Origin of the sequence: Nocardia sp. CA-084685 (assembly GCF_050955785.1) — a bacterium.
GTDB lineage: Bacteria > Actinomycetota > Actinomycetes > Mycobacteriales > Mycobacteriaceae > Nocardia.
Map to the genome: position 1 here is coordinate 4,205,643 of NZ_CP192094.1, position 23,349 is coordinate 4,228,991.

General features: G+C 66.2%; 22 protein-coding genes and 2 pseudogenes. 17 read left to right on the forward strand and 7 right to left on the reverse strand.

The features are described from left to right. Positions 1-157 precede the first annotated feature (157 nt). Positions 158-1,150 (forward strand): Acg family FMN-binding oxidoreductase, encoded by a 993-nt coding sequence (locus tag ACQP2U_RS18935; protein ID WP_433715859.1) that lies wholly within the window; start codon positions 158-160, stop codon positions 1,148-1,150. Positions 1,151-1,175: 25 nt separating this feature from the next. Here ACQP2U_RS18935 and ACQP2U_RS18940 read toward each other — a convergent pair whose 3' ends face one another. Then, positions 1,176-1,337, reverse strand: a complete 162-nt coding sequence (locus ACQP2U_RS18940; RefSeq protein ID WP_397038998.1) for a hypothetical protein — start codon at positions 1,335-1,337, stop codon at positions 1,176-1,178. Positions 1,338-1,502: 165 nt separating this feature from the next. On the opposite strand from ACQP2U_RS18940, the gene ACQP2U_RS18945 reads away from it, so the two are divergent. After that, positions 1,503-2,030 carry a hypothetical protein gene (locus ACQP2U_RS18945; protein WP_433715860.1) on the forward strand — a complete coding sequence of 176 codons (528 nt, stop codon included), beginning with the start codon at positions 1,503-1,505 and terminating at the stop codon, positions 2,028-2,030. An 8-nt stretch (positions 2,031-2,038) separates the two neighbouring features. Next, positions 2,039-2,956 carry a DUF302 domain-containing protein gene (locus ACQP2U_RS18950; protein ID WP_433715861.1) on the forward strand — a complete coding sequence of 306 codons (918 nt, stop codon included), beginning with the start codon at positions 2,039-2,041 and terminating at the stop codon, positions 2,954-2,956. Positions 2,957-2,967: 11 nt separating this feature from the next. On the opposite strand, the gene ACQP2U_RS18955 is transcribed toward ACQP2U_RS18950, so the two are convergent. Further along, positions 2,968-3,888 carry an Acg family FMN-binding oxidoreductase gene (locus ACQP2U_RS18955; protein ID WP_433716524.1) on the reverse strand — a complete coding sequence of 307 codons (921 nt, stop codon included), beginning with the start codon at positions 3,886-3,888 and terminating at the stop codon, positions 2,968-2,970. Between the two features lie 250 nt (positions 3,889-4,138). Here ACQP2U_RS18955 and ACQP2U_RS18960 point away from each other — a divergent pair, with 250 nt between their 5' ends. The 4 genes from ACQP2U_RS18960 (at position 4,139) to ACQP2U_RS18975 (ending at position 7,388) form a co-directional block, all read left to right on the forward strand. Beyond that, a complete protein-coding gene (locus ACQP2U_RS18960; RefSeq protein ID WP_433715862.1) occupies positions 4,139-4,900 on the forward strand; it encodes an SDR family NAD(P)-dependent oxidoreductase in 762 nt (253 codons plus the stop codon). A gap of 42 nt (positions 4,901-4,942) precedes the next feature. Next, positions 4,943-5,113: a hypothetical protein gene (locus ACQP2U_RS18965; protein WP_433715863.1), complete on the forward strand. Its 171-nt coding sequence runs from the start codon at positions 4,943-4,945 to the stop codon at positions 5,111-5,113. A 48-nt stretch (positions 5,114-5,161) separates the two neighbouring features. After that, complete coding sequence (locus tag ACQP2U_RS18970; protein ID WP_433715864.1) at positions 5,162-6,898, forward strand: sensor histidine kinase; 1,737 nt, start codon at positions 5,162-5,164, stop codon at positions 6,896-6,898. Between the two features lie 190 nt (positions 6,899-7,088). Further along, complete coding sequence (locus ACQP2U_RS18975; RefSeq protein WP_433715865.1) at positions 7,089-7,388, forward strand: universal stress protein; 300 nt, start codon at positions 7,089-7,091, stop codon at positions 7,386-7,388. Positions 7,389-7,410: 22 nt separating this feature from the next. On the opposite strand, the gene ACQP2U_RS18980 is transcribed toward ACQP2U_RS18975, so the two are convergent. Next, the gene (locus ACQP2U_RS18980; protein WP_433715866.1) at positions 7,411-9,249 is read right to left on the reverse strand and encodes an AMP-dependent synthetase/ligase; all 1,839 of its coding nucleotides are present in this window, start codon (positions 9,247-9,249) and stop codon (positions 7,411-7,413) included. A 515-nt stretch (positions 9,250-9,764) separates the two neighbouring features. Between ACQP2U_RS18980 and ACQP2U_RS18985 the strand changes: the two genes are divergently transcribed. The 9 genes and pseudogenes from ACQP2U_RS18985 (at position 9,765) to ACQP2U_RS19025 (ending at position 18,742) form a co-directional block, all read left to right on the forward strand. Next, positions 9,765-11,162, forward strand: a complete 1,398-nt coding sequence (locus ACQP2U_RS18985; protein ID WP_433715867.1) for a wax ester/triacylglycerol synthase domain-containing protein — start codon at positions 9,765-9,767, stop codon at positions 11,160-11,162. 406 nt (positions 11,163-11,568) lie between these two features. Continuing rightward, positions 11,569-12,690, forward strand: coding sequence for a 4Fe-4S dicluster domain-containing protein (locus ACQP2U_RS18990; RefSeq protein WP_433715868.1), 1,122 nt, complete (start codon positions 11,569-11,571; stop codon positions 12,688-12,690). Next, positions 12,677-13,189, forward strand: coding sequence for a Crp/Fnr family transcriptional regulator (locus ACQP2U_RS18995; RefSeq protein WP_433715869.1), 513 nt, complete (start codon positions 12,677-12,679; stop codon positions 13,187-13,189). The genes ACQP2U_RS18990 and ACQP2U_RS18995 overlap by 14 nt, the downstream gene beginning before the upstream one ends. After that, positions 13,186-14,058: an FAD/NAD(P)-binding protein gene (locus ACQP2U_RS19000; RefSeq protein ID WP_433715870.1), complete on the forward strand. Its 873-nt coding sequence runs from the start codon at positions 13,186-13,188 to the stop codon at positions 14,056-14,058. The genes ACQP2U_RS18995 and ACQP2U_RS19000 overlap by 4 nt, the downstream gene beginning before the upstream one ends. Beyond that, a complete protein-coding gene (locus tag ACQP2U_RS19005) occupies positions 14,058-14,846 on the forward strand; it encodes an oxidoreductase (protein ID WP_433715871.1) in 789 nt (262 codons plus the stop codon). Before ACQP2U_RS19000 ends, ACQP2U_RS19005 begins: the two co-directional genes overlap by 1 nt. After that, complete coding sequence (locus tag ACQP2U_RS19010) at positions 14,830-16,122, forward strand: Ni/Fe hydrogenase subunit alpha (RefSeq protein WP_433715872.1); 1,293 nt, start codon at positions 14,830-14,832, stop codon at positions 16,120-16,122. Before ACQP2U_RS19005 ends, ACQP2U_RS19010 begins: the two co-directional genes overlap by 17 nt. Then, complete coding sequence (locus ACQP2U_RS19015; RefSeq protein WP_433715873.1) at positions 16,119-16,592, forward strand: hydrogenase maturation protease; 474 nt, start codon at positions 16,119-16,121, stop codon at positions 16,590-16,592. The genes ACQP2U_RS19010 and ACQP2U_RS19015 overlap by 4 nt, the downstream gene beginning before the upstream one ends. Before the next feature lie 290 nt (positions 16,593-16,882). Continuing rightward, a pseudogene (locus ACQP2U_RS19020) lies at positions 16,883-17,212 on the forward strand (universal stress protein); the annotation flags it as partial. Positions 17,213-17,380: 168 nt separating this feature from the next. Further along, the gene (locus tag ACQP2U_RS19025) at positions 17,381-18,742 is read left to right on the forward strand and encodes an Acg family FMN-binding oxidoreductase (protein WP_433715874.1); all 1,362 of its coding nucleotides are present in this window, start codon (positions 17,381-17,383) and stop codon (positions 18,740-18,742) included. 145 nt (positions 18,743-18,887) lie between these two features. On the opposite strand, the gene ACQP2U_RS19030 is transcribed toward ACQP2U_RS19025, so the two are convergent. Further along, positions 18,888-19,682: an ABC transporter permease gene (locus ACQP2U_RS19030; protein ID WP_433715875.1), complete on the reverse strand. Its 795-nt coding sequence runs from the start codon at positions 19,680-19,682 to the stop codon at positions 18,888-18,890. A gap of 6 nt (positions 19,683-19,688) precedes the next feature. After that, complete coding sequence (locus ACQP2U_RS19035) at positions 19,689-20,570, reverse strand: ABC transporter ATP-binding protein (protein WP_433715876.1); 882 nt, start codon at positions 20,568-20,570, stop codon at positions 19,689-19,691. A 285-nt stretch (positions 20,571-20,855) separates the two neighbouring features. Between ACQP2U_RS19035 and ACQP2U_RS19040 the strand changes: the two are divergent. Continuing rightward, positions 20,856-21,555 (forward strand): annotated as a pseudogene (locus ACQP2U_RS19040) (erythromycin esterase family protein); the annotation flags it as partial. A 292-nt stretch (positions 21,556-21,847) separates the two neighbouring features. Here ACQP2U_RS19040 and ACQP2U_RS19045 read toward each other — a convergent pair. Both ACQP2U_RS19045 and ACQP2U_RS19050 read right to left on the reverse strand, forming a co-directional pair. Beyond that, entirely contained in the window at positions 21,848-22,741 is an 894-nt protein-coding gene (locus ACQP2U_RS19045) for a universal stress protein (protein ID WP_433715877.1), read from the reverse strand. Then, positions 22,738-23,343 carry an Rv1733c family protein gene (locus ACQP2U_RS19050; protein ID WP_433715878.1) on the reverse strand — a complete coding sequence of 202 codons (606 nt, stop codon included), beginning with the start codon at positions 23,341-23,343 and terminating at the stop codon, positions 22,738-22,740. The genes ACQP2U_RS19045 and ACQP2U_RS19050 overlap by 4 nt, the downstream gene beginning before the upstream one ends. Between the last annotated feature and the right edge of the window lie 6 nt (positions 23,344-23,349).

Consider the following 23,349-nt stretch of genomic DNA (forward strand, 5'->3'; position numbering starts at 1 on the left):
AGCTATCGCGGTGCCCCCTGTCGCCACCTGGCCTGGTGATCACCCGTCCAGACGGAGATCAGGCCAGTGGTGTGCCGGTGCGTCGGTGACCATGGACCTCCGGATAGGTGCGCAATGCCCGTCGTGGTGGTCGGGTCCCGAAGGTCAGACTCGGAATATGAACGTAAGTGATCGTGCGAGCACACCCGATCTGGGGACCGTGCGGATGGCGCTGAAGCTCGCCTCCCGGGCCCCATCGGTGCACAACACCCAGCCTTGGTGCTGGATGTTCGACGGCGCGCGACTGCAACTGCGCAGCGATACCGATCGGCTGCTGAAGTCGGCGGATCCGACCGGCAGGCAGCTGGTGATCAGCTGTGGCGCGGTGCTCGACCACGGGCGTCTGGCATTCCTGTCGATGGGCTGGTTTGCCCAGGTCACTCGATTCCCGGAACCCGATCTGCCGGGCCTTTTGGCCACGCTGGAGTTCCGGCCGTGGCCCGGTGCGCTGAACACAGCGGCCGGCCGGGTGCGGGCCATCCACCGGCGCCGCACCGACCGCCTGCCGATGCTGGCGCCGGACGGCTGGCACGACGTGCTGGGTGCCGTGCGCGAACTGGCGCGACCACATCACGTGGCGGTCGACGAAATCGCCGACAGCAGCAGGCCCCGGCTGGCCGCGGCCACCGAGCATGCCACGGCGTTGCGCCGTTACGATATGGACTACCAGACCGAATTACATTGGTGGGCCGGACATTCCGAGGTCCAAGAGGGCATCCCCGTGGCCGCGCTGGCATCGGATGCCGAAGCCGCCAGAGTCGATGTCGGACGTACTTTTCCCTCCGCCCCGTATTCGGCCCGCCGAGACGACCTGGAGGACAAGGCCCGGCTGGTGGTGCTCAGCACCCTCGGTGATACCCCGGCACAGTGGCTGCACACCGGCGAGGCGCTCTCGGAAGTGCTGCTCGAATGCACCGCCCGCGGCCTGGCCACCTGCGCACTGACCCACATCACCGAACTTGCCGCCAGCCGCTCGGTGCTCACCGACCTGATCCCCCACCGGGATTTCCCCCAGGTCATCGTCCGCATCGGCATCGCACCCGAGGACACCGCATCGGCCCTGACACCACGACGACCACTCGACGAGGTTCTCGAGGTCCATTCGTCTTGACCGATGGCTGCCGTCGTTCGTTGCGCTATCCGGCCGTGGTGAGGAAGTCGACGTAGTAGTCGATCGAGGCCAGGTGCGGGTAGTCGGCCTCATTGATGCGGACTCCGGTTGCGCGGGTGATCTTTTCGACGAGGTGAGGGAGTCGAGATCCAGGGCGGTGCGGAAGGGTTCGCTGTTCGGGGTCCACGACCTTCGTACACCCGGTAGTCCGCGACCGCGGTCGGGCAAGTCGGGTACGGGATGGTCGAAAGTCCCTCGGCCTGCGTCGGTTCGGCACTGTGCGCGGCCGTCGGGCGGCCGTAGCGTCGAGAGCGCAGGAGTTTCCGCAGGTAGCAGCGCAGAGGAGACCGAGATGCGGATCCGGGTCGTCTACGAGTCGATGTTCGGCAACACCGCTGCCATCGCCAAGGCCATCGCAGCGGCATTGGGCGGATATGGCGAGGTGGAGGTGTTGGATGTGGCCGCCGCAGCCCAGCACCCCGAGCCGACGGTGGATCTGCTGGTGGTCGGTGCCCCGACACACGCCCTCGGGATGAGCCGGACTCGGACTCGGCGCGACGCGGCGAGCCGGACCGAGGCGCCGGTCGCGGTCGATATCGGCATGCGCGAATGGCTCGACGCGGCACTGCCGGTGCCGCCGGGCTCCCGGGCCGCCGCCTTCGCGACCAAGGCCGCGAAACCCTCCTGGCTACCGGGATCGGCCGCACGTGGTGCCGGAAAACGATTGCGGCGCCTGGGTTATGAGCTCGTCGACCGACCGGTGGACTTCCTCGTCGACGGCATCCTCGGCCCGGTCACGCCGGGCGAATTGGAGCGCGCGCAGGCTTGGGCAGATCGCCTCGCCCGCGCCGAACTCGACCACATCGCGCACCGGTCCTGAGGTCAGCGATGTCATATCGGGTCGAGATCGTCGAATCGAACACCACCACCGTGCTCGAACTGCGCCGCTCAGTGCACGGCGACCATGCCGGCGACGACATCCGCGAGGGGATGCGAGCACTCTACGAGTTGGCCGAACGCACCGGAATCGCGGCGATCGGACCACCATCGACGACGTATCTGGGCATGCTCGGACCAGGTATCACCACCGAGGTGGACTTCGGTCTCCCGGTGACCGACGGCGCACTCGACGGCACCACTGCACAAGTCAGCTTGCGCCGTCCCGAGCCGACGCTGTGCGCAAGCATCAGGCACCACGGCGACTATCGGCACATCGGTGACGCCTACCGCGCGTTGGACAACTGGATCCGCTCCTCCGACTATCAACCGATGGGGCCACCGACCGAGGTGTATCTGGTGGCACTGGACGCCGCCGTGCGGCCCGGGGATCTCGTGACCGAGATCCGCCGGCCGATCGCCGCCACCCTCGCTGTGCGGGTGCAAGCGCTGTTCGCCGACACCGTCTCGGCACTGCGAAAGGCATTGGCCGAACAGGGCTTCGGCATTATGACCGAGATCGACGTGCGCGCCACGCTGCACACGAAGCTCGGTGTGCGGATGGACGACTACCTAATTCTCGGCGCCTGCAACCCGATCCTCGCGCAGCGTGCGCTGATCGCCGATCCCCGCGTCGGACTACTGCTGCCGTGCAATGTCGTGATTCGCACCGACGGCGACACCACCCTCGTCGAGGCGGTCGACCCGGTGTTGCTGCTGTCCGGCGAGGTTCTGCACCACACCGACCGGCCCGAGCTACGTGCGGTCGCCGGAGAAGCACGCGACCGATTGGCGGCTGCCCTGGCGACCACGGAAAAACGCGAAAAACGCCTGGAGACAACGGAGAAGCGATCGCCCGATCCGAAGTAGTCCAAGTCCGATCAGCAGGCGGTCGCCTCGGCGACCCCTACCGTCGATGGAGCCAACACATCCTCGACCGCCCGACGAGGTGTGCGGGGTAACTGTCCATCGCCCGTCGGTGCCCAGCCGACTCTGATCACGGCCTGGGGGTAGCCGTAATTGTCCAGGACGCCGGCACGGACACGGTCCCGCAGTGTCGGTGTCTCGAGCGGTTCGGTCAGCAGACAGGTGGCCAACCCGACATTCGTCGCGGTCAGCAGCACCGCGCTCAACGCCTCGCCCGCGCACAATCGCGAGAGCCGATCGTCGGCGGAGGTGCCGACTACGAGCAGTTCGGCAAAGTCGGGTTCGTGTGCGTACTCGGCAGCCGTGGCGGGTCCGTCACGCCATTCGGCCGGCTCGAATCGGTGTTCCGGGTCTCCGGCGTGCTGCTCCGCCGAGGCCCGCATCGCTTCGACCACGTAGTCGCGCGACCGGTCGGTCACCTGCCGCACGGTCGCCCCCAGGGTCGCCGCGCGCTCGGTGACCAATCCGAGGTACCCGGGCGGCACCGGCCACTCAGTGAAGAGCCTGCGATCGGTTCGCCTGCGGGCGATGGCGGCGCTCAACTCGATTTCATTCGGGGTCGGCCGATGGCGCACCGGTTCGATCGATGCCAGGTGGTTCGGTTGCGCCGGATTCGGCAGCCGTCGCACTACCGCTGACCAGCCGAGCGCGGCGAACGCGACTCGCAGATGATGCAGCGCAGCACCACAACTCAAGACGAGATCGCGTTGATCGGGGCGGGTCGAGGGCAGCGCCCTGGTCGGATCCAGATACAGGTGCACGCTGCGGTCTCCGATCCGCCACCGCCACGGCTGGGTGTTGTGTACCGACGGCGCCCGCACCGCGAGCGCTAGTGCCGCCCGCACGGTGTGATCATCGGGCAGTCCGTGGTCCATCGTCGTCATCCCTTCTTTCGTCCCAATTCACGCTCTCACCGCGGCGATACCGCAGGTAGGGCAAGACGCCCCCTCCTGACGGGACTTCTCGGACGCCAGCTACGGCCGGCCGCCGGCAACGGGAGCGCGAAGACGGTCCGGAAGTCCCGTCACATCAATGACCTTCGGCCATCACGCTGGGGCGCCTGTTGCGAAATCCTGAGTACATCAGCAGGAAAAGCTGCGCGTCAGCAATCAGGAGGTGGGCACCATGCCCGAATTCCATGGCCGAAGCGCCGTCGTCACCGGCGGCGCGCACGGCATCGGCGCGGCCATCGCGCAAACGCTCGTCAAATCCGGCTTGCGCGTCGTGGTGGCCGACCTCCTCGACACCGAGGGCGCCGCGACGGCCGAATTCCTCGGTCCGACAGCGATATTCCGGCACCTCGATGTCACCGACGAGCGCGGTTGGCGACAGGTACTCGACGACGCCGAAGCGGACTTCGGACCACTGGCCGTTGTGGTGAACAATGCGGGCATCCTCGACTTCGGCGGTATCGAGTCCGAATCCCCCGCGATGTTCCGGCACGTTGTCGATGTGAATCTGTTCGGCGCCTGGCTCGGTATGCATCTGGCGGCCCCGCGGCTGCGCGCCAATGGCGGAGGTGTCATCGTCAACGTTTCCTCGACCGCGGGTCTGATGGGCTATTCCGGCATCGCCGGTTACGTGGCCAGCAAATGGGGGCTGCGCGGGTTGACCAAGGCCGCCGCACTAGAACTCGGCGACGCCGGTGTCCGGGTCTGCTCGGTGCACCCTGGACCGATCCATACTCCGATGACGGCCGGCTTCGATACGAGTATTGCTGCGGCCCAGCCGCTTCCGCGTTTCGGCGAACCAGAGGAGGTCGCGGCGATGGTCGGCTTCATCGTCAACGAGGCCACCTTCTCGACCGGATCGGAATTCGTCATCGACGGTGGCGCTACCGCAGGCATGACACTCGTCGAACCTGAAGCGCACGGAACATGGCAGTGATCCCAGCCGCGTCCGCGCAGCTGCGCAAAACACACCGGTGTCATGGTGCTGCGCGGGGACCGCGCGAAGACGAAGCAACCGATCGCCACCGACTTTCTGGACTTCAGCACAATCGAACCGCTGACCGAACTCGCGGTCGAGCGCCGCACTCGAGCGGCGGTGCTGGCCTCCAGACTTAACACGCCCACCAACAAGGGAATGATCATCGGCTAAGAGGTTTACACGGCGCCCCATGGGGTGAGGTCATGCGAAAATGGGGGTATGGATGGCATGTCCACCGGACGCGGCCAAACTCCGGTGACGGAGACCCCGGCCCAGCTGCGACTTCGTGAATTGCTCGGCGAAGTCCAGGACCGGATCGTCCAGATCGTCGGGGTCCGCGATCAGATGGATCGCCTGATCGAGGCGATGCTGGTGGTCACCGCCGGATTGGACTTGGACAACACGCTGCGCTCGATCGTGCACACCGCCATCGAGCTGGTCGACGCCGGATACGGCGCGCTCGGCGTACGCGAAACCGATAAGATCAGCAATGAGCTCTCCGAGTTCGTCTACGAGGGCATCGACGACCGCACCCGGGTCATGATCGGCGATCTGCCGCGCGGTCACGGTGTGCTCGGCTTAGTGATCAAGGAGCCCAAACCCCTTCGGTTGACCAACCTTTCGAGGCATCCCTCCTCGGTCGGCTTTCCCTCCCACCACCCACCGATGCACACCTTCCTCGGCGTACCGGTGAAGGTCCGCGACGAAGTCTTCGGCAACCTGTATTTGACCGAGAAGGCCGGTGGGCAGGAGTTCACCGAGGACGACGAGGTCGTGGTGCAGGCACTCGCCGCTGCGGCGGGCATCGCCATCGCCAACGCCCGCCTCTACGAGCAGTCCCAGACCCGCCAGCAATGGCTGGAAGCCAACCACGACGTGGCCACCGAACTGCTCGCGGGCGGCGAACCGGGTACGGCACTCGAACTGGTCGCCGAACGGGCGCTAGAACTCACCCCGTCGGCGTGCACCTTCCTCGCCCTGCCCGAGGACCCCGAAGTCCCGGTCGAGGATGTCACCGAACTGGTGGTAGTCGCCGCCGCGGGCGTCGGCGCCGACGAACTGCTCGGCGAGCGCATCCCGATGGGTGAATCGAATTCCGGCGAAGCGTTCCGGTCCGGCCGGGTCGTCGCGGTCGACGAACTGCGCTTCCGGCCGGTCTTCTATGAGCCATCGAAATTCGGGCCCGCGCTGATCCTGCCGCTACGCGCCGAGGATTCGGTCATCGGCGTGCTCGTCACCGTGCAACCGGCGGGTGCGCAACAATTGGACGAGACTGGGAAGTCGATGATGGCCGCCTTCTCCGATCAAGCCGCACTCGCCTTACGGCAGGCGACTATCCAGCGGCGGATGCGCGAACTCGATGTGCTCTCCGACCGCGACCGGATCGCACGCGACCTGCACGACCATGTCATTCAGCGCCTGTTCGCGGTCGGTCTCTCACTACAGGGCACAGCGCAGCGGGCCCGCGCACCCGAGGTCAAATCCCGGCTCATCGACACCATCGCCGACATCCAGTCGATCGTCCAAGACATCCGGGAATCGATCTTCGACCTGCACAGCAGCACCACCGCGGGCGCCCCGACGCTGCGCAAACAACTGCACGCGATCATTGCCGACATGGTCGGCGAAAGCGGGCTGCGCACCACAATTCGACTCGTCGGCCCGGTCTCGGTGCTGGCGCCGCCACTATCTGAAGACGTCGAGGCAGTACTGCGCGAAGCGGTCAGCAACGCGGTACGGCACGCGCACGCCACGACGGTAACGGTCCATCTGCGCGTAGGCGATGACGTCACTATAGAGGTGACCGACGACGGTATCGGCCTGCCCGACGATGTCGCGCGATTGAGCGGATTGGCGAATCTGGCGACGCGCGCCGAACAGGCGGGCGGCAGTTTCCGCGTTGCGAAGGGTCCGGACGGCGGGACGATGCTGCGCTGGTCGGCACCTTTGCCCTGAGTTAGGCCGGCATGGACAAGCTCTGAGGCGAGACGCACATGTGGCCGCGCAAGCTCGGGCATGCCGGATCAGCTACGACAGGAGCGGCCTTTGTGCCCTGTGGTTCGGGACCAACGCCAAGCGTGCCCGGATCGCCTCGGATCCCTAATCTCCGGATAGCTGATTTTTGGAATCCGAAGGGACACTGCCCATGACCGCCCAGCACCACGACGATCCACACCGACTGCCGTCGGCCGAAATAGTGGTCGGAATCGACGGCTCCGAAGCCGCCGACCTCGCCGTCCGCTGGGCCGCCGAGATGGCGTCGCAGCGGGGCCGCGGCCTGCGGATCGTGCACGGCCTGGACCTCGCTGCCGCCGGGGCCGTCTATGGGATCTACGACGTGATCATGCCCCCGGTGATCGATGCGATCCGCCGCGAAGGTGCGGACCTGGTCCGTACCGCGCGTCGGCTGGCTCACCAAGTGGGCGCCTCCGACCTAAACGTGTGAAGGTGACCGTCATCGATCGACTTCAGTGATAGAGGGTGTCGATGCTGTCGGCGAGGTTCTCGACGACTATCTTGCGGCGAAGTTTCATGCTCGGTGTGAGATCACCTGCCTCGACGGACAGTTCGTGGTCGATGATGTCGAATTTCTTGACCTGTTCCCAGCGATCGAGTTGGGTGTTCAGTTGGTCGACATAGGCGGCGATGACGTCGTGGGTCTTTTCGTGCCGAGCGATTTCGGCGAGCGGTCTGTTGGCTAGGTCGTGCTTGCCGGCCCATTCGGTGATGGCCTGGGCGTCGAGGCCGACCAAGGCGACGCAATAGGGTCGTGTCTCTCCGTAGACGATGAATTCCGCTGCGTATGGACACATTCCCTTGAATGTGGCGGCAATCGCGGAGGGCGCGACGTATTTGCCTTGCGAGGTCTTGAACAAGTCTTTCTTGCGGTCGGTGATGTGGAGGAACCCGTCTGCGTCGACCTCGCCGATGTCGCCGGTGCGGAACCAGCCGTCCGCGTCGAAAGCTTCGTCGGTGGCGTCGGGGCGGTCGTGATAGCCGCTCATCACACCCGGGCTTTTGATCAGGATCTCACCGTCTTCGGCGATCTTGACCTCGGTGCCAGGGAACGGTTTGCCTACGGTTCCGAACCGGTATGCACCTGGGCGGTTGATGAACGAGGCGGCGGCGGTCTCGGTCAGGCCGTAGCCTTCGAGCACGATGACGCCGATCGCGTCGAACCATTGCGCGACATCGCGGTCCAAGGGGGCCGATGCCGAAACGAAGTACCGCAGCCGACCACCGAAGTGTTCACGGACTTTGGAAAGCACCAGCCTGTCGGCAACTTTGTGCTGCAGTGAAACGAGAGGCGACGGTTTCTCGCCGGCTTGTGTGGCACGCGAGACCTTCAGGCCGACCCCGATCGCCCAGTCGAAGAGCTTCTTCTCGAGCCCGCCTTCTTCGGCCATCATGCCCTCGATCCGGGCATGCGCCTTTTCGAAGATGCGCGGGGCGGCCGCCACGATGGTGGGGTGCAGTACCGCCATGTTGTCCACGATCTTGTCCACCCGGCCGTCGATCGCTGTGGGAAAGCCGATCAGTGGTGACAGCGCCAACATCACCTTGCCGAACGCGTGGGACAGCGGCAGCCACAGAAAGTTCAGGTCGTCGGGGCCGAGCACGTTGACGGCGTCGATCGCTGCGGCGCTGTAGGTCCATGCCGAATGCGGAAGCCGAACCCCCTTCGGAGTGCCCGTCGTCCCGGAGGTGTACATGATGCTACCCAGATGCGTGGGCCGGATCCCGCGGATGCGGTCGGCGACCGCGTCGGGGGATTCGGCGAGCAGTCCGCGTCCGCGCTTTTCGAGGTCGTCGAGAGTGATGACCCAGTTTCCGTCGCCCTCGCCATCGACGATCACTACCTGTTGCACGTCGGGCAGTTCGACGCGGTGTTCGATCAGTTTGTCGAGCTGGGTCTGATCCTCGGCAATCACGATACGGCTGCCCGAGTTGGCGACGATGAACGCGACGCCGGTGGCGTTGGTGGTTGGGTACACGGTGGTGGTGGCCGCACCGGCGCACATCACGGCGAAGTCGGCGAGCACCCATTCATAGCGTGTGGACGATACGAGCGCGACCCGGTCTTCGCCCTGGATTCCCAGTGCGATCAATCCGGCGGCGAGGATATCGACGCGGTCGCCGAGTTGCCTCCAGGACACGCTGGTCCAGCCCTTGCCGTCACGGAATCGGAACGCCTCCGCGTCTGGAGTCGCGGTGATGCGGTCGACCAGCATCTGGGCAACCGAAGACGCCCGGTCCTCGATCTTGCTGAGATCGGAAAGTTCCTCTGATTGTTGGAGGAACGTCATCACTTCATTCTACCGAGTCCCAGGCCGAGGGTCTGTCTAAAGCGGGACAGAAACCTCAGAGGCCTGAGTGCGTAGTCGCGCGCTGACCGAGAGGTACGGCGAAACAGCGTAACCCCCGACCATCGGTGGTTCCCGACCCGCCAGCGGTCCAGGGATAGGACAAAGGGCCTCGACATAAAGGTCTTCGTGATCGGTTGTCTTCGGTCGGGACCGAGCAGGCTTATTGATACAGATACCGCCGAGCGCGCCGTCCTTGGGGCCCGCGACATCGAGCACATGCTGCTCGGCGTGGGACGCGATGTCCGCTGGCCGCCACGTTTTCTGCCTACATCGCGTTCAGCGTCGAGTTATCGGAACGGATGTGCGGCGATCGACGGTTCTGGAAGACAAGATCCGCGCGACGGCCTCGGCGGAACCGACCCGGACCGTGGAGGTCTGGGGAAGCACAAGCGAAGCGGTACGACGTACAACGGCGAAGACGAAGGCAGCAGGTGATGGGCCCCCGCGAATCCCATATGTCGCAATCGGACCTGTTCTCATGGAACATGGAACGGGATCCGGTCCTGCGTTCGACCATCGTCTCGGTTCTGATCCTCGATACCGATCCGGACTGGGATCGCCTGGTGGAGACGATCGATCGCGGCACCCGCCTCGTGCCGAGGTTGCGGCATCGGCTGGTCACCGCGCCGTTCGGTCTCGCCCCGCCCAGGTGGGCGCTCGATCCGGACTTCGACCTGTCCTGGCACCTGCGACGAGGCGCGCTGCCGGAACCGGCAACCCTATCCGCGGTACTCGAATTCGCGCGCACCGAGGCGATGACCGCCTTCGATCCGGCTCGTCCATTGTGGCGCTCGACCTTGCTCAGCGGTTTGTCGAGTGGGGGATGCGCGCTGGTGATGACAGTGCACCACAGCCTCACCGATGGGATCGGTGGCATTCAGATCGCCACCGCGCTACTCGATTTCGATCGTGCGGGCACCGATCACGGCCATCCGCCCGAGCCGCCGTACGACCATGACGGCGCTCTGCGCGATACCGTGGCATGGAACTGGTCGGTCGGCTCAGATCTCCTTCGCGGCGGCATCATGGCGACGCCGCAAACCGCGTGGCGAGCTCTCACTCATCCCGCGCGGGCGGTACGCGACAGCGCCGCGCTCGCGACCTCGCTGGTCCGCCTGGCCAAGCCCGTTACCGCGACGCTGTCGCCAGTGATGATCGAACGCAGTCTCGGTCGCCGACTGGCGGTGCTCGATGCACCCGTCGAGCAAATACGCCGCGCCGCGCGCGCTGTGGGCTGCACGATGAACGATGCCTTCCTGACCGCGGTGGTCATCGGACTGCGCAGGTATCACGAGCAGCACGGGGCGACAGTCGACCATCTGCGGCTGACCATGCCGATCAGTCTCCGGACGGCCGATGATCCACTCGGCGGCAACCGGATCACGCTCGCACGTTTCACGTTGCCGGTCGACATCGCCGAGACCGCAGACTTGATGCGCGCCGTGGACGCCGCGGTCGACCGTTGGCGCCGCGAGCCGGCCATACCGCTATCCGGTGCTGTCGCGGCGGCGTTCAACCGGTTGCCGGTCGGAGTGGTCACCGAGATGCTCAAGCATGTCGACTTTGTCGCCTCCAACGTCCCCGGTTCCCCGGTGCCCCTCTATATCGCCGGGGCGCGCATAGACGCTATGTACGCTTTCGGCCCCACCATCGGCACGGCCGTCAACGTGACAATGACCTCGCACGCCGGAACCTGCTACGTCGCGATCAACGCGGACACCGCCGCGATCCCCGACCTCGCGACCCTGACCGAATGCCTCGCCGCAGGCTTCGCCACCGTACTCCGCCTCGGCGGCGAGTGCGCACCGCAAGCCGACGCCGCTGCCGAAGCATCTCGATCGACACCGGTCTGATCCGGAGCGATCAAACCACGAGGCGTATAGAGCAAACGGAAGGAATCTCCTGGGTACCGACGAAAGACCCTGGCAGCATGGGAAATCCGGGCCCAACAGTGGAGCGATGCGAGAGTTACCGGCCTACGGAACAGCGCCCCTCATCGGCCTGTGGGGCATCGCCCATGCGGTGCCGACCAGGCGGGTCGGCCTGTCCGCGGCCCTGTTGGTCGCCGCCAGCCCGCCTGAGGGTGGAACCCTCTTGCCCCTCGGGCAGCAGCCCGTTGACCGACGGGACGGTCGCGAGCACAGCGGTCGCTGGCTCGGGGCATCGGTCGCCGTGAGTGGTGACCTTCGGCCCTCGTCGCACAGGTATCCGCTCACAAGACTCGACATCGTACGAATACTGCGATCGGCAGGGGGCCTTATGAAGCCTGGCGACACCATGGTGATCGACCGCGCCGGCCTGGACCGCCTCGTAGAAGTACTGCACGAGGCGGAGTATCGCGTCATCGGTCCGCAGGAGCGCGACGGTGCGATCGTGCTGGACGACCTCACGTCCGGAGCGCAACTGCCCGCCGGGTGGAGCGTGGATACCTCGCCCGGACGGTATCGGCTGCGGCGCCGCGACGATGCGGCTGTGTTCGCGCATTCGGCCGGGCCCGGCTCGTGGAAGCAGTTCCTGCATCCGCCACACCGCAAGGTGTGGGAGATGGGGCCTGACCTGAACGAGCAACGTGCCGAAGACTCCGCACAACGGTTTGCGTTTCTCGGCGTGCGTGGGTGTGATCTCGCCGCGATCGCGATCCTGGGCCGCGTACTCGGAGGTGGGACATATCCCGACACTGGATACACCGGTCGCCACGCAGGCCTGTTCGTGGTCGCGGTGAACTGCACCGAGCCGGGAGGCGTGTGCTTCTGTGTCTCGATGGGCACAGGGCCCGGCGTCTCGAAAGGATATGACCTCGCGCTCACCGAAACGATCGACGACGACGAGCATCGCTTCCTGGTCGATGTCGGCAGCGAGAGCGGAGCAGATGTGCTCGCGCACCTCACCACGCGTCCCGCCGAAACCACTGACGTCACCACTGCTCGGACGGCGGTCGACGCTGCTGCCGGACGGATGGGACGGTCGATGCCGGACGCCGACCTGCCTACTGTGCTTCGCGAATCCCACGAGTCGTCGCAGTGGCAGGACGTGGCATCTCGGTGCCTCACATGTGGCAACTGCACGATGGTGTGCCCTACCTGTTTCTGCACCTCCGCCGAGGACGTCACCGACCTGACCGGCGACCACGCCGAACGCTGGGAACGCTGGGTGTCCTGCTTCGAACTGGATTTCTCCTATCAGCACGGCGGCAGTGTCCGGCAGTCCGGCGAGAGCCGGTACCGGCAGTGGCTCACCCACAAGCTCGGCACCTGGCACGACCAGTTCGGCAGTTCCGGCTGCGTCGGCTGCGGACGCTGCATCGCTTGGTGCCCGGCCGGGATCGACATCACCGCCGAAATGACCGCGCTCGCCGAAGGGGGTGCCAGTGACCGCAGTTGACGAACTATCGCAGTTCGCACAGCTGGCATCACTGACCAACGCGGAACTTGCCGTACTCGCCGACGCCGGTCGCGACGTCAGCTTCCCCGCCGGCCGGCAGCTGATCACCGAGGGGCAATCGGCCGACCGGTGCTGGCTGATCCGCGTCGGCCAGGTCAGGCTCGACGCGCATGTCCCGGGCCGCGGCGATATCGTCGTCGAAACGCTGGGCAGCGGAGACCTGCTGGGCTGGTCGTGGCTGATACCGCCATACCGCTGGCACTTCGGTGCGCACACGGTCGAACCGGTACTCGCGATCGAATTCGATTCCGCTCGACTGACCGAGCTCGCCGACCTGGACCCGGTATTCGGCCGTGCCCTGAACCGTATGCTGCTCGAAGTTGTGCTGGAACGCCTGCAGGCCACCCGGGCGCGGCTGCTCGATCTGTACCGCAATCCTGGCGATACCTTCACACCCTCACCGCTGAGCGGCGTCGGCGACCGAGGAAACGTTCGATGAGCCAGCGCGGCGCGACGTCGAGCGCCACCATCGCGCGGGGTACACCGGCACCGGGCGACACCATGCTGCCCTACCGGGTCGTCGGCCGTATCCCACACAACCGCGACACCGTGACCCTCGTGCTCGAACCGGTTCACCAGGCAGCGCAACGGTTTCGGGCCGGGCAGTTCATGATGCTCTACAGCTTCGGCGTCGGCGAGATCGCCATATCGATCAGCGGCAGCCCGGCCGCCGACGACGTCCTCGAACACACGATCCGCGCCGTCGGCGCGGTCAGCCGCGCGCTACACGACACCATGGTCGATGGGTTGATCGGCGTGCGCGGGCCGTTCGGCAGCGGGTGGGACCCCGAATCCGCACTCGAGCGCGATCTTGTGATCGTCGGCGGCGGCGTCGGACTGGCGCCACTGCGGCCGGTCGTACTCACGGCGCTCGCGGCGCGTGACCACTACCGGCGGGTGGTACTGATCACCGGTGCCCGGACCCCGACCGACATCTTGTTCCGAAACGACCAACAGCAGTGGGCCGCAACCGGTGACATCGAATTGGAGCAGACTGTCGATCATCCGGCGACGGGCTGGACCGGCGCGGTCGGCTTCGTCACCGAACCATTGACCAGGCTCACGCTGGATGCCGGTCGCACAACGGCATTCCTGTGCGGTCCGGAACCGATGATGCGATTCTGCGCGCAAACCTTGCTGCGCAAGGGAATCGCCGCAACCGACATCCGGATCGCGCTCGAACGCAACATGCAGTGCGGCGTCGCCCACTGCGGGCACTGCCAACTCGGACCGTTGCTGCTGTGCCGCGACGGCCCGGTCGTCGACTACGCGACAGCCCAACCGCTGCTATCGATTCGAGAGCTGTGATGAACACTTCCCGGACGAAGACCCCGACCTTGGCGGTATGGAAGTTCACCTCCTGCGACGGCTGCCAGCTCACCCTGCTCGACTGCGAGGACGAGCTGCTGAGCCTGGCCGGACGCCTGCACATCGCACATTTCACCGAGGCGACCAGCACGGTCGAACCCGGACCCTACGACGTGTCGCTGGTCGAAGGATCGATCACCACACCCGAGGAACAGCAACGCATCATCGAGATCCGGGCGCAGTCACGGATTCTCGTCACCATCGGTGCCTGCGCAACTCACGGCGGCATCCAGGCGCTGCGCAACTTCGCCGATGTCAGTGAGTTCACCTCCGTGGTATACGCCAGCCCGCAATACATTTCGACGCTGGCCACCTCGACACCGATCTCCGCGCACGTGCCAGTGGATTTCGAGCTGCGCGGCTGCCCGATCGACCGTCGCCAACTGTTGGACACGCTGTGTGCCTTCCTCGCCGGGCGCAAACCCGACCTGCCGAACACCAGCGTCTGCACCGAGTGCAAGCGTCGCGGCACCACGTGTGTGACCGTCGCACACGGCATTCCGTGTCTGGGCCCGGTCACCCAGGCCGGGTGCGGTGCGCTGTGCCCGGCTTACCATCGCGGCTGCTACGGCTGCTTCGGCCCGATGGCGTCTCCGAATATCCGTGCGCTGCTGCCGATTCTGAGTGTCAATGGCATGTCCACCGACGACGTCGACCGAGTGTTCCACACTGTCGCGGCGGCCGCCCCGGCCTTCGCGGGCAGGAGGTCGGATGAGTCATCGCAGTAGGCAGTTGCGGGTCAGTTCGCTTGCGCGGGTGGAGGGCGAAGGCGCGCTGCGGATCGTCGTTTCCGACGGTGCCGTCGAGCGGGCCGAGCTGAACATCTATGAGCCGCCTCGCTTTTTCGAGGCGTTCCTGCGCGGTCGCGCCTACACCGAACCACCCGACATCACCGCCCGCATCTGCGGCATCTGCCCGGTCGCCTACCAGACCAGCGCATGCAACGCACTCGAGCAGCTGTGCGGCGCCGAGCTCGACCCGCCCCTGGCGCGGCTGCGCCGACTGTTGTATTGCGGAGAGTGGATCTCCAGCCATTCCCTACACATCTACCTGCTGCATCTCCCCGACTTTCTCGGCTATCCCGACGCCATAACCCTGGCCGCCGATCATCGTGAGCTCGTAGAACAGGGCCTGGCGATGAAAAAGGCCGGCAACGCCGTCCTCGAATTGATCGGCGGACGATCCATCCATCCGATCAACGTGCGAGTCGGCGGCTTCTACTCCGTTCCGTCCCCTACCGATTTCGCACCACTGGCCGAACAGCTGCGCCGCGCTCTGGATTACGCCGTGCACACCGCGCGCTGGACTGGTGGCCTCGAATTTCCGGACGCGGAACTGAACCACGATCTGCTCGCCGTATCCACCGCGCACCGGTACGCGATCGAAACCGGAGATATCCACAGCAGCACAGGACTCGCCTTCTCCGCTGCCGAATTCCCCGACCACGTCACCGAAGGCCAGGTTCCGCACTCGACCGCCCTGCATGCGACCCTCGACGGCCGCCGCTACCTCACCGGACCGCTGGCCCGGTACACACTCAACTCCACCCGGTTGTCGCCGACAGCCCGTCAGGTCGCCACCGAGATCGGACTGGGCAGTGAATGCCGCAACCCGTTCCGCAGCATCCTGGTTCGCGCCGTCGAGGTCGTCTATGCCATCGAGGAGGCGCTACGGCTGATCGAAGACTACGAAACACCCGCGCGCGCAGCCGTTCCCGTCGCCCCTCGGGCGGCTATCGGCCACGGTGTGAGTGAAGCACCACGAGGTCTGTTGTATCACCGCTACGACATCGACGGCGACGGCATCATCCGCGCCGCCGACATCGTTCCGCCCACTTCGCAGAACCAGGCCGCCATCGAAGACGACCTGCGTCGCGTCGTCACAGACCACCTCGACCTCGACGACGCGGCGCTCACCGCACTGTGCGAACGCACCATCCGCAACTACGACCCATGCATCTCGTGCTCGGCGCACTTCCTCGCACTCGATGTGGTGCGCCGGTGACCGGGCCGCAGGCTGTCGTTATCGGCGTCGGGAACGAATTTCGCCGCGACGATGGGATCGGTCCGGCCGTGGCCCGAGACATCGAAGCGCTCGATCTGCCCGGTGTTCTCGTCGCTGTTTGCGACGGCGAACCGACCGGACTGCTCGATGCCTGGGACGGCGCCGAGCTCGCCGTCGTCGTTGACGCCGTCGAGTGTGAACCGTCCACTCCGGGCCGCGCTTGGTGTACAACTGTCGAGGCCCTGCGTGAACTCACGACCGCCACCAGCTCCCACGCCCTCGGCATCCCCGACGCGGTACCTCTCGGCCGCGCGCTCGGCCGCCTCCCCCGTGAGCTTGTCGTCATCGCCGTGGAAGCAGCGACCCTCGACCTCGGTGTCGGCCTGTCCGGCCCCGTCGCGGCAGCGCGCCCACGGGTGGTTCAGGCGACCTTGACCGAGCTGGCGCGCGCCGGGATCGCAACAGGATAGTCCGCAGCCGCGGGAGGCCCGGTGCAGCAAACCGAACCCTTCCCCGCTTCTTGCGACCGTCATGAATCGATGACCGGCGCCCCGTGTTCCAGTGCCCATGGAGACCTGAGTCCCGCGGCTGGACCACGCAACCGTCGCATGCTCTTGGTCATCGCGACCGATGACGTTCGGCACCTCACAGCCGAGTCGGTCGGGCGAGATGCTTTGTTCGACAGTCCGATACACACCCACGCGAACATCGCGACCTAAGGGGCAGCGGAATGAGACATGACGCGGATCGACACCAGTTGGCCTCGGCTGCGGTGGTGGTGGGGACCGATGGGTCCGCGACCGCCGATGCGTATCTCGAAATCCCCATCGTCGACCTCGAGATCGCCGAACACGCACTGCTGGCCGAGCGTCTCGCAGGTTGGCAGGAGAAATACCCTGACGTCACCGTAACCCGCAAGGTCTCCGTTGCCGGGCCACGCGAGCAGTTGGAGTACTGGTCGAAGTCCGCACAGCTGCTCGTGGTCGGCAGCCGCGGCCGTGGCGGACTCCGCGGTCTACTCCTCGGCTCGACCAGCAGCTGGCTCGTGCAGCATGCGGACTGTCCGATCATGGTCGTGCACCCGAACTAGTTTCGCCCTCCCACACCAGCAAAGGTCATGATTCCGCGGTCGAGGTGACGGCGACGGTCGATCCGGCCCGACCGACCAACGGCGTTCGTTCGGGGGTCCTTCGGCACTGTGAGACTGCCGCCGCCGTGCCCGAAGCTGAGTCATACGCCCGGGTAGAGGAGTCATCCCGTGTCGACGATTGTGACGGTCACCCTGAATCCGACCGTGGACGCCGCCTTCGAGGTGGATCGGCTGATCAGCGAGGGCAAGAACCGCGCGCGGCTATGCTCGGTGCGCGGCGGCGGAGGTGGGATCAATGTCGCCCGATGTGTGGGCAGGCTGGGCGGTTCCGCGGTCGCATTGCATACCTCCGGGAGAGAGGTCGGCAGGCGGCTCGATCGGCTGCTCGACGAAGAAGGGCTCGACCACCGGCGTATCGAGGTCGGCTCCGACACCCGGGACGCCACTGTTCCGGCCGGTGACGATGTGCCCTCGAGAACGGGCGCAAATCCCATATCGAACGATATGGCGACGGACGACACTCGCGATATGACCGATAGCAACCCCTCTTCAGTCCCCTCCGCGCCGGACCATCCGACCGTGTTGGCGGCCATGCGGCTGGCCAGCCGGGCGCCGTCGGTGCACAACACCCAGCCGTGGCGCTGGGAGTTCGACGGCACTCGGCTGCATCTGCGCCGCGACAACGACCGGCTGCTGAGCGCGGCGGACCCGCTCGGCAGGCAGTTGGTGATCAGCTGCGGTGCGATGCTGCACCATGTGCGCACCGCGTTCGCCGCACAGGGTTGGCACACCGACACCACACGCCTGCCTGATCCGGAGCAACCCGATTACCTCGCGGTCATCGACTTCCGCGGGTGGCCCGACCCACCGGACAGTGTGCTCGCTCGCGCTCGCGCCATCGATCGGCGGCACACCGACCGGCTGCCGATGCTGCCGCCGAGAGACTGGCCGCAGTTGGTGCACACCGCGCGCATGCTGGTGACATTCCATGATCTGGAGCTGTCCGTCCTCGACGACAGCGTCCGCTCCCGACTCGCGGCGGCATCTAAGCAGGCCACCGCGATGCGTCGATACGATATGGAGTACCAGTCCGAATTGCGTTGGTGGGTTGGACATTCCAGCGGTCCGGAGGGCATTCCGCGCAACGCGCTGGTCTCCGATGCCGAATCCGCCCGCGTCAGTGTAGGACGCAAATACCCGTCCGCGCCGCATTCGGCCCGCCGCGACACGCTGGAGGACCAGTCGCGACTGCTGATGCTCAGCTCGATCACCGATTCCCAAACCGACTGGCTGTACACCGGCGAGGCGCTGTCCGCCCTACTACTCGAGTGCACCGCCGCCAAATTGGCGACCTGCGCACTGACCCATATCACCGAATTACCCACCGGCAGAAAGGCCCTCGCGAGCCTGCTCCCCCATCCCGGCGTGCCGCAGGTCGTGATCCGCATCGGCACAGCGCCCGACGACGAGGCCGAGACCCCGCCGACGCCGCGACGCCCCCTCGCTGACATCCTCACCATGCGCCACTGAGCCGCACCGCCCGCTCACCGATATCCTCATGACGTAACACCAGTAGGCCGAGTACAACACCTGCCGCACGCGCCCGTGGCTGCGGCCCCCAGCCGCAGCCCGTCCCAAATCAAACCGGCAGGCCGAATTCCGCCACGGCGATGGATCACACTCCCGCGATGTCGCGGCGGTCGAAGACCGGCAGGGCGGCCACCAGCGCCACCGCACCCGCCAGCACCAGCCAGCCATATGCCGCAGGCAGCCCGGCACCGAGTGGCCCGCCCTCGATCGCCTGATGGAACGGCGACGCCGGTCCCCATGGCCGCACGGCCTCGACCAGTTTGCTCGCGACGTAGAGCACGTACGCGCCGACCGCGAACACCGACGTGACGGCAAGTGCCACAGACCGTTTACCGGTGGCAGCGCCGACAGCCAATGCGAGCCAGCCGAATTCGATGCCGAGCAGCACCATCGACAATGCTCCGGTCAGCGCGGCGCCGATTGCGATGTCCAAGCCGAAGATCGCCGAACACACCACGATCGCACCGAACAGCACAGCGCCCAGCGTGAACACGGCGGTCGCGAGCACGGCCGCCTGTTCGAGCGCCAAGCGCACGGGCGAGACCCTGGTCACCAAGAGCACCTCGAGTGTGCCGAGTTCCTCTTCGCCCGCGATCGCCCGCGCGCCACGGCTGATCGCGAAGACCAGGAATAGGATCGGCAGCAACATACTGAACAGTTCCGCGTTCAGGAAGCCGGTCCCGGTGCCGAAGGTGTCCAGATTGAACAGCTTGCGCAGCGGCTCGGGATAGTTCTGTAGAAACTCGCGCATGCCGGCCATTTCCGAGATCGACGGCCACAACGCGCTTTCCATCAGCACGAGCGCGACGATCCCGATGCTCCAGCCGATCAGCCCACGCCGCTGATCACGCAGACTCTTCTGATAGACGTTGCGCAGCATGGTCTTTCACTCCTGTCCATAGTAGGCGAGGAAGACCTCTTCGAGATCCGGTTCATGGCTGACAATGTCGACCACGTCGTAGGGTGCGACGGCTTTGAGCAGTTCGGCGGTCGAACCGTCCACGTCGACGTGCACGGCGACGGCGCTTTGCTCGACCCGCCGCACGCCATCGATTCGGCGCAGCACGCCCAAGTCCGGGGGCTCGCCGGCGAAGGTGAGGTCGATGCGGTGGCGTGCCTGATTGGTCAGCTCGGCCACCGAGTGCTCGGCGATCACTCGTCCCTTCCGCAGGATGGCGACGGTGTCGGCGACGGCCTGCACCTCCGAGAGCACATGGGAGGACAGGAAGACCGTGCGTCCGGCGTCGCGGGCTTCGCGCACCATCGCGAGAAATTCGCGCTGTACCAAGGGATCCAACCCCTGCGTCGGCTCATCGAGCACCAGCACATCCGGCTCGGACATGAACGCCTGCACGATGCCGACCTTCTGCCGGTTGCCGTGCGACATCGCGCCGATGCGGTCCGTCGGGTCCAGGTCCAGCCGCTTGACCAGCGCCTCACGCACCGCGGGATCGACGTCGCCGCGCAGGTTTGCTAGGTACTCGAGGTACTGCTGTGCGGTCAGATTGTGGTAGGCGACGAATTGCCCGGGCAGGTACCCGATGCAGTGCTGGGCGGCCTCGCGTTCTCGGACCGTGTCCGCTCCCTGTACCCATGCTGTACCGCGAGTCGGGCGCATGAGTCCGACAAGGATCCGAATCGTGGTCGTCTTGCCCGCGCCGTTGGGTCCCAGGTAGCCGAAAACGACCCCGGCCGGGATCCGCAGCGTCACGTCGACCAGCGCGGGTTTGCGGCCGTAATATTTCGTCAGCCCATCCATCCGAATCATCGGGGGTACCTTCCTTCGCGCAGGCGGCGAGACGCCGGTTATCTCGACTATCCGCTGGCATGGGTCCCTTCCCCAGAGCCCGAGGACCTGCTCACCGAGGACGTTCGGCCCCGCTCGCTACGCGGCGCACGGCCACAGCCGTCACCTTGTGCTCCGGGGAACCGATCGGTCCATCGGTCTGCGCCGAGATCAGTTCGTTGACCGGGGCCTGCGGAAAGCGGACAGCGGTAAACGCCTGTCCCGACGCGACCTCCCAACCTTCGGCCCTTGGATGGTGGCCCGTGCCGGCGTGAGGCCGCCTATCGCGCCGATCGAGACTCGATCGAGGTGGCCGGGTGGACGGTGATCCTGGGTGGACAACGGATTGGCCAACGGCGCGAGCATGTTCGCGGCCATCGAGGCGATCTGGGTGGGCGAGCCGAAGCGGATCGTTGTCGCGGTCCCGCCGCACCGGAGTCGACCTGCCGGGAACTCGGTGCCTCGATCGACGAAATGGTTTGCGCGACAATGCCTTCGCCGTTCCGCGCGGTCGGCGAATGGTTCTGGGACTTCACCCAGGTCAACGACGAGCAGGTGCGTACTCTGCTCGGCTTCTCGACCCCCGGCGTCGCCGTCCCGCTCGTCGACACCGCGGCGAGCATCGGCGCCGCCATCGACGTACCCGACGGCCTCCCACACACTCGTGTGCTCGAGGAACTCATCGGCAAGGCCCGGTTCGTGCTGATCGGCGAAAGTTCGCAGGGCACACACGAGTTCTACCGGGCCCGCGCGGCGATCACCCGCTGGCTGACCGAGGAGAAGGGCTTCACCGCGGTCGCCACCGAGGCGGACTGGCCCGATACCTACCGGGGTGAACCAGTACGTGCACGGGCGTGGCAACGACCCCAGCGCCGAACAGGCGCTGCGCGGATTCGAACGATTCCCGACCTGGATGTGGCGCAACACCGAGGCCCGTGAATTCGCCATCTGGCTGCGCGCGCACAACGCCGGTCACGGGCACGACCCCCGAGATGTACCCGTCCGGTCTGTGACGAGCGACCGGCGCAGCATGTTCGCGATGACCGTGCCTAGTCGACGGCGGCAGATCAGCGGTCCGGCGATCTGCGCGACTGGGCCGCCATTCTCGCCTGGACCACCTTGATCGCCTCGTCGCTCGGGCTGCCACACGCGACGGCCACCCCTGAGCCGCTGCGGCAGCCGGGCACGGACCCAAAGCCGTCTTACCCAGCCCGAGTCCGCATATAGGCCCCCAAACTGCTGCAGGCGGCAGGTGACCGTCACCCCTTGCGTACCACGATCATCGGGCAATCGACTGTGTGTAGCAGGGCGTTGCTGGTGGAGCCGAGGACCATGCTTGCGAATCCGCCGCGGCCGTGGCTGCCGACGACTAGCAGTTGGGCATTTGCCGACTCTTCGAGCAGCGCTCGAACCGGCCTGTCCAGCTTCAGGATGCGTAGCACGGACACGTCCGGGTACCGGTCGCGATAGCCGCCCATATTCTTGGCCAGCAGCTCTTGCTCGGACTCACGCGCGGCCTCCCAGCCGGAATGCGGCAGATCGATGCCGCTGGCATCGCTCCAGGTATGTAGCGCCGTCAGTCCGACCTTGCGGCGCGATGCCTCCTCGAACGCGAGCTCGATGGCGGGCACGCTATTGGATGACCCGTCGACACCGACCAGGACGGGTTTACTCGCCGACACCGGATCGATGGCCGAATTCCCGTGGATAACGGCGACCGGGCAATGCGCGTGGTGGGTGACCGCAGTGCTGACCGAGCCGAGCAGTCCGCGGTGGAGCGCGCCGATCCCGCGGCTGCCGACTACCAGCATCCTGGCCTGCGCCGAGTGCAGGATCAGGGTCGGGATGATCGATGCGAAGATCACCTCGGTGGCCAAGTCCAGCTCCTCGCCTGGGGCGGCCTGGTGCGCCACGCGGGTCGCTTCGGTGAGGATCCGCTCACCGTCGCGGCGCAACCAGTCGATGTCCGTCTCGTTCAAGGTCCGGTCGGGGCCGAAGTCGGGGACCGCCACCGAGGTGAGAAGGCGCAGCGGGCAGTGGTGCAGCGCGGCATCGACCGCCGCCCAGGCGACCGCCTGATATGAACTGGCCGAGCCGTCGACCGCCACAATTATCTCCGGCACTGTGGAATTGCCCATGGTCGTTCCCCTCATTGCCTGTCCTCTGTTATCGGGCGGTTGAGATTTCGCCACTGCTGGTCCCACTGCATCTGACGGCGACGCTCGAGCAGCCATACGGTGCCCTGTAGCAGCAGCCATGCGACCACCCAGGTGCCGTTCAGCACCACGACACCGACGCCGATGCCGGTCATCGCGGCGACATTGGACGGCTGTGGTGGGCCCGTCGGAGCGCCATCGGGTCCCAGCCACACCGTCAGGTGATCACCGATCGCGGCACTGCCACGCACCCGCACCGTCGCGGTACCGGGTCGGCCATCCCGGAGCCACTGCACCCGTGCCTCGAGCAGATGTGAAGACATCCGCTGGGGTTCCTCCGTGATCACCGCGCTGACAGCGGACTTCGCCGCGTTCTCGGTACGGATCCGAGCGGCGGCGCCGGTATAGGCCGTCGTCCCAAGCGTTCCGGCAACCGGAATCGCGACGAGCACCGCGACGACGACTATGATCCGCAGCACGGCCTCGATCCGATCCAACGGCCGCAGCAGGGGATTCGGACGCCACGGTCGCAACCACCACACCCGCAGCAGCGGTGACCACGCGCCACGGACGGGGAACACCGAGTCCTCCGACAACACCAGTCA